This is a genomic window from Bacillus sp. EKM202B (genome assembly GCF_011066025.1).
Taxonomy (GTDB): domain Bacteria; phylum Bacillota; class Bacilli; order Bacillales; family Bacillaceae_G; genus Bacillus_A; species Bacillus_A toyonensis.
The window spans coordinates 81,130-88,295 of sequence record NZ_JAAMNK010000022.1 but is presented as its reverse complement, the minus strand read 5'-3'; the positions used below and the strand labels follow the sequence as shown (position 1 = coordinate 88,295).

Annotated in this window: 6 protein-coding genes and 1 pseudogene; 4 read left to right on the top strand and 3 right to left on the bottom strand. The window is 37.9% G+C overall.

Translation table 11 applies throughout. From position 1 onward, the window contains the following. Nucleotides 1–92: 92 nt before the first annotated feature. The 3 genes from G9F74_RS22075 to G9F74_RS22065 form a co-directional block, all read right to left on the bottom strand. Nucleotides 93–740, bottom strand: coding sequence for an MOSC domain-containing protein (locus G9F74_RS22075; protein ID WP_165406245.1), 648 nt, complete (start codon nt 738–740; stop codon nt 93–95). A 79-nt stretch (nt 741–819) separates the two neighbouring features. Then, a complete protein-coding gene (locus tag G9F74_RS22070) occupies nt 820–1,362 on the bottom strand; it encodes a transcription repressor NadR (protein WP_000812272.1) in 543 nt (180 codons plus the stop codon). Next, nucleotides 1,362–2,504, bottom strand: coding sequence for an IscS subfamily cysteine desulfurase (locus G9F74_RS22065; RefSeq protein WP_000973768.1), 1,143 nt, complete (start codon nt 2,502–2,504; stop codon nt 1,362–1,364). Before G9F74_RS22065 ends, G9F74_RS22070 begins: the two co-directional genes overlap by 1 nt. Nucleotides 2,505–2,659: 155 nt before the next feature. On the opposite strand from G9F74_RS22065, the gene nadB reads away from it, so the two are divergent. The 4 genes and pseudogenes from nadB to exsA form a co-directional block, all read left to right on the top strand. After that, nucleotides 2,660–4,189: an L-aspartate oxidase gene (gene nadB / locus G9F74_RS22060; RefSeq protein ID WP_001138523.1), complete on the top strand. Its 1,530-nt coding sequence runs from the start codon at nt 2,660–2,662 to the stop codon at nt 4,187–4,189. A gap of 19 nt (nt 4,190–4,208) precedes the next feature. Beyond that, the gene (nadC, locus tag G9F74_RS22055) at nt 4,209–5,042 is read left to right on the top strand and encodes a carboxylating nicotinate-nucleotide diphosphorylase (protein ID WP_001092204.1); all 834 of its coding nucleotides are present in this window, start codon (nt 4,209–4,211) and stop codon (nt 5,040–5,042) included. Nucleotides 5,043–5,072: 30 nt separating this feature from the next. After that, nucleotides 5,073–6,179, top strand: a complete 1,107-nt coding sequence (nadA, locus tag G9F74_RS22050) for a quinolinate synthase NadA (RefSeq protein ID WP_000025288.1) — start codon at nt 5,073–5,075, stop codon at nt 6,177–6,179. Nucleotides 6,180–6,403: 224 nt separating this feature from the next. Then, nucleotides 6,404–7,166: pseudogene (exsA, locus tag G9F74_RS30180) on the top strand (spore coat assembly protein ExsA); the annotation flags it as partial.

Sequence of the window (7,166 nt, the reverse complement as noted above, 5' to 3'; positions counted from 1 at the left end):
TTTTGAAGAAAATTTAGCCATAAAAAATGCACCTCCAATTGTTAATTATGTGTCTAACAATTGGGGTGCACTTCATTTATAGGTGGGATTCTTTACTTTAACTTAGCAAGACGATCCTCTAACTGACCACGCCAAATATTGGCTAGTTCAGGAACAGCAAGAATCTTTTCAATGCCATCTTTATCTTTTCTATTATGAAAATAAATTTCGTTAGAAAACAAAACAGATACATTGTTTGATGGACGTTTTAGCAATGTGATTTTAGAATCTTTACGTACAGTACCTTCTTGAAGAACGCGGCATAGGTAGCCAGTAAATCCAGTTGCTACAATGCGCGGCAGTATGCCAGGAATACCGAGGCGTTTTGAAATAGTGCTACAAGGTACTCTTGCTTGTGTCACTTGAATGATTGCTTCACCAAGTTGATATGTATCTCCGATGCAAACATCACGCTCTAACATATTTGTTACGGTAATGTTTTCGCCAAATGTGGAAGTTGGAAGCGTAGTTTGAAATTCCTCTTCCCATAGTGCGTAATGCTCGTGTGGGTACACACAAACAGCGCGATCAGGACCGCCGTGATGTTTTAAATCCGCTACGTCATCACCACGAAATCCGTCTTTTGAGAGAAAGGCCTCTTCTGTAGGATCTTTACATATACCTGTTATCATTTCTTTATCTTCGCCATATTTCATTTGTTTCGGTTTACCAGTACTAAAGTGAACGAGTTCAATTCCCATATTCGATCTCCTTTACGATTGATTACAATATTATAGCATTAAAAAAGCACAGAGAATTATAAAAACTCTGTGCTTTACATTAATAAACGAGAAATCCTGCTTTATCTAAAGCCTCGCAAGCAGCGTCTAATTTTTCTTTAGAATCTGCTTCAATTGTATGTAAGTGAATACCATCTGTTAGTTGCGAAAGATAGGAAGCATTTGTATTTTCGATTTTTTGTAAATATTGCTCTACATCAAATCGATTACTTACCATAATTGATGCTGTTAAGTCGCCGTATACAGGGTGCTCAACTTTTACGTCTTTAATCGTAACGCCATGATCAACAAGCATTGTAAGTTCTTGACGTACTTCTGCTGGTTTATGTTGGCATACAATCACGCGTTCAAAAGCCTGTTGCTTCTCCTGTGGTTTTAAATATAAATAGCCTTGAGCAGTTGCGATAATTGGCTCGTTTCTTGCTTTTAGTAAGGAGATATCTTGCACAATAACTTGTCTACTTACGTTTGTCTTCTTAGATAGTTCGTTTCCAGATAACGGTTCATTTGCAGCAAGCAGCCACTGAAGGATAAGTTGTCGTCTTTCTTCACCTAAAATTTTTTTTTGTTCATTTTGTTTCATTATGATTTAACACCTCTATAAAATTGATTTCCAATTGTGTGTAGTGCATGAATAGTAGTATCAATTTGTTCTTTCGTTGTTTGTTGTCCGAAAGAGAAGCGGACATATTGTTTAGCCTCTTCATACGTTCTTCCAATTGCAAGCATTGTTTTCGAAGGTTCTTGTTTACCAACTTGGCAAGCACTTCCGGTCGAGATGGCAATACCGCGGCGGTTGCATTCTAGCATTGTATATTGACCTTCTATTCCTTTTATTGTAACCCCAATAATATGTGGTAAACAAGAAGTAGAATGACCTTCTACTTCAATTTCTAGCGGAAGTGTTTGTAATTCCTCTAAAAAGTAGGATCGTAACTCTTTAAAACGTAAACTTTCTACCTGTTGATTTTTCAATATATTTTCAGCAGCTGTTAAAAAAGATGCGATGCCAGGAACGTTCACTGTGCCTGGGCGAAATCCTTTTTCGTGAGAAGTTCCCGGGAATATTTGTGCCCAGCGAACTTGCGGATTTATATAGCAAGCGCCGACACCTTTTGGACCGTATATTTTGTGTGCTGAAACAGAAAGACTATCAATTCCCATCTCAAAAACATGGATAGGCAGTTTACCAAACGTTTGCACACAATCCGTATGAAATAAAATATTATATGTTTTTAAAAGGGCCCCAATTTCTGCTATGTTTTGAACAGTCCCAATTTCAGAGTTACCATGCTGTATACTTGCTAGCACAGTATCTTCTGTAATAGCTGCCTCTAAATCTACTAAACAAATGAGTCCGCTTTTATCAACAGGAATTTCAGTGATCGTATAGCCTTTTGATTTTAGAGATTGAAAATAACTTCGAATGGATGCATGTTCCATAGGTGTCGTAATAATATGCTTCTTATTTCGGGCACTTAGAAGTGATTGAATCGCAAGATAGTTCGATTCGGATCCACAGCTTGTGAAAAATACTCCTTGTTCTTTGCCTCCAATCATTTCCGCAAATGTTTTTCGGCAAACTTGTAATAAAGAAGAAGCCGTTCCTCCAATATCATGTAAACTTTGTTCATTTCCGAAGTATTGCGAAGCTGCTTTCATATATGTTTGTAACGCTTCCTCGCTCATAGGTGTAGTAGCTGCATAGTCAAGATATATCATCATGTAAGTTCCTCTCTCTAGTAAGAGTTACATTTCTTTTACTTTTTAAATGGTAGTAGTGAAAATAAGAATTATAAAAAAACTCTTGTCATTATTTTAAAACTATGTAAATATAGGTGTCAAGACAGTTGAAAAGTGTAAAGTAGGAGGCAACAATTATGCCAAGTGCAGATGTCTTAATTATTGGAAGTGGTGTTGCGGCACTTCGTGTTGCAAAAGAGATTTGTCACGAAAAGAATGTGATTATTATCACAAAGGAGACGAAACGTAATAATAATACACATTTAGCTCAAGGTGGAATTGCCGCAGCGGTAGCGGCATATGACAATCCTAATGATCATTTTGAAGATACGTTAGTAGCAGGGTGTCATTATAACAATGAAGAAGTGGTCCGTTATTTAGTCGAGGAAGGACCGAAAGAAATTAATAACCTTATTGAAAGAGGAATGAAATTTGATGGAGATGAAACAGGTCCTCATCTTGGAAAAGAAGGGGCGCATCGAAAACGTCGTATTTTACATGCAGGTGGCGATGCAACAGGAAAGAATTTATTAGAGCATCTTATTCAAGAAGTAGCTCCATACGTTACGGTAGTGGAACAGGAAATGGTGCTCGATTTTATTATAGAAAAAGATAAATGTGTTGGGGCTTTAACTCGCAACAATAAAGGAGAACTGAAACGTTACAATGCAGATTATACGGTGTTAGCTTCAGGCGGTATTGGCGGTTTATACGCCTTTACTTCTAATGATGAGACAATTACAGGCGATGGACTTGCAATGGTGTACCGCGCAGGTGGGGAACTTGTAGATTTAGAGTTTATACAATTTCATCCGACGATGTTATACGCGGGTGGGCGTTGTTCCGGTCTCGTGTCCGAAGCTGTTCGCGGAGAAGGAGCTGTCCTTATAAATGGAAAAGGACAGCGTTTTATGATGGAGATACATCCTGAACAGGATCTAGCCCCGCGTGATGTAGTGGCTAGGGCTATTCATGAACAGCTACTTGCGGGTGAAAAAGTGTACTTAAACATCGAAATGATTCAAAACTTTGAACAACGCTTTCCGACCGTGTCATCGATATGTAAAACAAATGGAGTCGATATAAATAAAAAACTTATTCCGATCGTGCCCGGTACTCATTTTCACATGGGCGGCGTGAAAACGAACTGTGATGGAGAGACGTCTATTCTGAACTTATACGCAGTCGGTGAAGTAGCTTGTAACGGGGTTCATGGTGCAAATAGATTAGCGAGTAATTCATTATTAGAAGGTCTTGTGTTTGGAAAAAGAATCGGACGACACATTTTATCTAGAGAGACAAAAGAAAAGGTGAACATGCTAGCCGAAAAGGAAGCAAAGTTTATCGTTCTGAATCATTTACCGACGAAAGAAGAAATACAAAAATGCATGATGAAATATGTTGGGATTGTGCGAACAGAGCACAGTTTATCTTATGCGAAGAGATGGCTTAGTAAGTATGGTGTTCGAAATATGATATTACAACATGATGTTCTTACGAATGAAGAGATAACGCTTATTAATATGTTAACGGTTTGTGAGCTTATAGTTGTGTCAGCCTTGCAAAGAGAAGAAAGTATTGGCGGGCATTACCGGAGTGATTATCCAGATAGAAATATAGGAAAGAAAGAGATTGTTCGAGTAAAGAGAAAACTACAAATTGTGTGATGAGGGGAAGAGGGGCTTTATGAACACGATAAAAGTTAAAGAAGCATTAAATCGATTTTTTTTAGAAGATATAGGGGAAAGAGATGTAACATCTCAGCTTATTTTTCCAGATAACTTGCTTTCGAAAGGAGCGTTTCTTGCGAAGGATACAGGGGTCTTTGCAGGACGTTTAGTAATTGAATCAGGATTTAAATTAATTGATGAGAGAATTGAAGTAGAGCTTCATAAAAAAGATGGGGATCTTGTAGAAAAAGGCGAAATCATTGCAACTGTGCAAGGTCCAATTGCCTCGTTATTAACAGCAGAGCGCGTTATATTAAACGTTATTCAGCGTATGAGTGGGATAGCCACGATGACACGTAAAGCGGTTCTTGCGTTAGATAGTAGTCATACTCGCATTTGTGATACGCGAAAAACGATGCCTGGGCTACGTATGTTTGATAAATATGCAGTCGTGTGCGGAGGTGGATTTAACCACCGCTTCGGTTTATATGACGGTGTCATGATTAAAGACAATCATATTGCGTTTGCTGGTTCTATTACAAAAGCTATTACATCGGTGAAAGAAAAATTAGGACATATGGTGAAAGTAGAAGTGGAAACAGAAACGGAGGAGCAAGTGAGAGAGGCAGTAGCAGCCGGTGCGGATATTATTATGTTTGATAACCGTACGCCAGATGAAATTCGAGAGTTTTCAAAGATTGTGCCAAGCGCCATTGTTACGGAAGCGTCAGGTGGCATTACAGTTGAAGATTTATCGAAATATGGAAAAACAGGGGTAGATTATATTTCACTTGGATTGTTAACACATTCAGTGAAAGCACTTGATATTAGTTTCAATATTGAAGCGTAAGGAAAGTGGCTTAGAGGGGGAGAAAGGTATATGAGTATTTTAGAAAAAGTACAGCCAATTGAAACGATGTTACCAGAGCGTTATTACACAATGTCAATGGAAAATATGGAAAAGCGTGTTCGTGAAATTAAAGAAAAAATGGGGAAAACGTTATTTATTCCAGGGCATCATTATCAAAAGGATGAAGTTGTACAATTTTCTGATGCAGCAGGGGACTCACTTCAGCTTGCGCAAGTTGCAGCGAGTAATAAAGAAGCAAAATACATTGTGTTTTGTGGTGTGCACTTTATGGCAGAAACAGCAGATATGTTAACGACAGATGAACAAGTTGTCATCTTACCAGATATGCGCGCAGGTTGTTCAATGGCGGACATGGCAGATATTGAACAAACAGAAAGAGCGTGGAAAGAGCTCACGAAGTTATTTGGAGATACGATGATTCCGTTAACATATGTAAATTCTACAGCTGCAATTAAAGCGTTTTGCGGTCGTAATGGTGGAGCGACAGTAACTTCTTCAAATGCAAAACAAATGGTTTCTTGGGCGTTTACACAAAAAGAGCGTCTTGTCTTTTTACCAGACCAACATTTAGGAAGAAATACAGCGCACGATTTAGGTATTCCGTTAGATAAAATGGCGGTATGGGATCCACATACAGATTCATTAGAATACGATGGAAACATAGAAGAAATCCAAGTGATTTTATGGAAAGGACATTGTTCAGTTCATCAAAACTTTACAGTGAAAAATATTGAAAGTGTGCGGAAAAATCATCCGGATATGAATATTATTGTACATCCAGAATGTTGCTATGAAGTTGTAGCCGCTTCAGACTATGCAGGTTCAACAAAATACATTATTGATATGATTGAATCAGCTCCAGTTGGAAGTAAATGGGCAATTGGTACAGAAATGAATTTAGTGAACCGAATTATTCAGCAACATCCAGATAAAGAAATTGTTTCACTTAATCCATTTATGTGTCCGTGCTTAACGATGAATCGAATTGACCTCCCTCACTTACTATGGGTGCTTGAAACGATAGAAGGCGGAGAAGAGATTAACGTTATTAGCGTAGACAAACAAGTAACGAAAGAAGCAGTTCTCGCATTAAATCGTATGTTAGAGCGTGTTTAAAGCAACGGGAATACCGTTGCTTTTTTTCATACATATAATCATAACGAGAGCGAAATGGGCATACATTGTTTTGAAGAAATCATTGTGGTTTTTATGCCTATTCCACTTCCAACTATATTGAAAATAGAAGAAGTGATAAAAGTGAAAAGAAGTTAATGTTATTTAGAAAGGGTTACTTCATGAGATTTGTTACTTATAGATAAGTTATACAGGAGGGGGAAAATTTGAAAATTCATATCGTGCAAAAAGGGGATACCCTTTGGAAAATTGCGAAAAAGTACGGAGTGGATTTTGACACGCTGAAAAAAACAAATACACAGCTTAGTAATCCAGATTTAATCATGCCAGGTATGAAAATTAAAGTACCATCAAACGGCGTCCACGTGAAACAGCAAGCTGGAGCAGGATCAGCACCTCCAAAGCAATACGTAAAAGAAGTGCAACAAAAAGAATTTGCAGCAACACCAACGCCGCTTGGAATAGAAGATGAGGAAGAAGTTACGTATCAATCGGCACCAATTACCCAGCAGCCCGCTATGCAACAAACACAAAAAGAAGTGCAAGTAAAACCGCAAAAAGAAGTACAGATAAAACCACAAAAAGAAGTGCAAGTAAAACCACAAAAGGAAATGCAAGTGAAGCCGCAAAAAGAAGTACAGGTGAAACCACAAAAAGAAGTGCAAAAAGAACAGCCAATTCAAAAAGAAAAACCAGCTGAAAAACCGTCTGTTATTCAAAAGCCACCTGTTATAGAAAAACAAAAACCAGCGGAAAAAGAAAATACGAAGTTTTCGATAAATGTATTACCACAGCCGCCGCAACCGCCAATAAAAACGAAAAAAGAATATAAAATTTCAGATGTAATTAAAAAAGGAAGCGAGTTAATTGCTCCGCAAATTACGAAAATGAAACCTAACAACGTCATTTCTCCGCAAACGAAAAAGGATAATATAGTATCACCGCAAGTAAAAAAAGAAAATGTAGGAA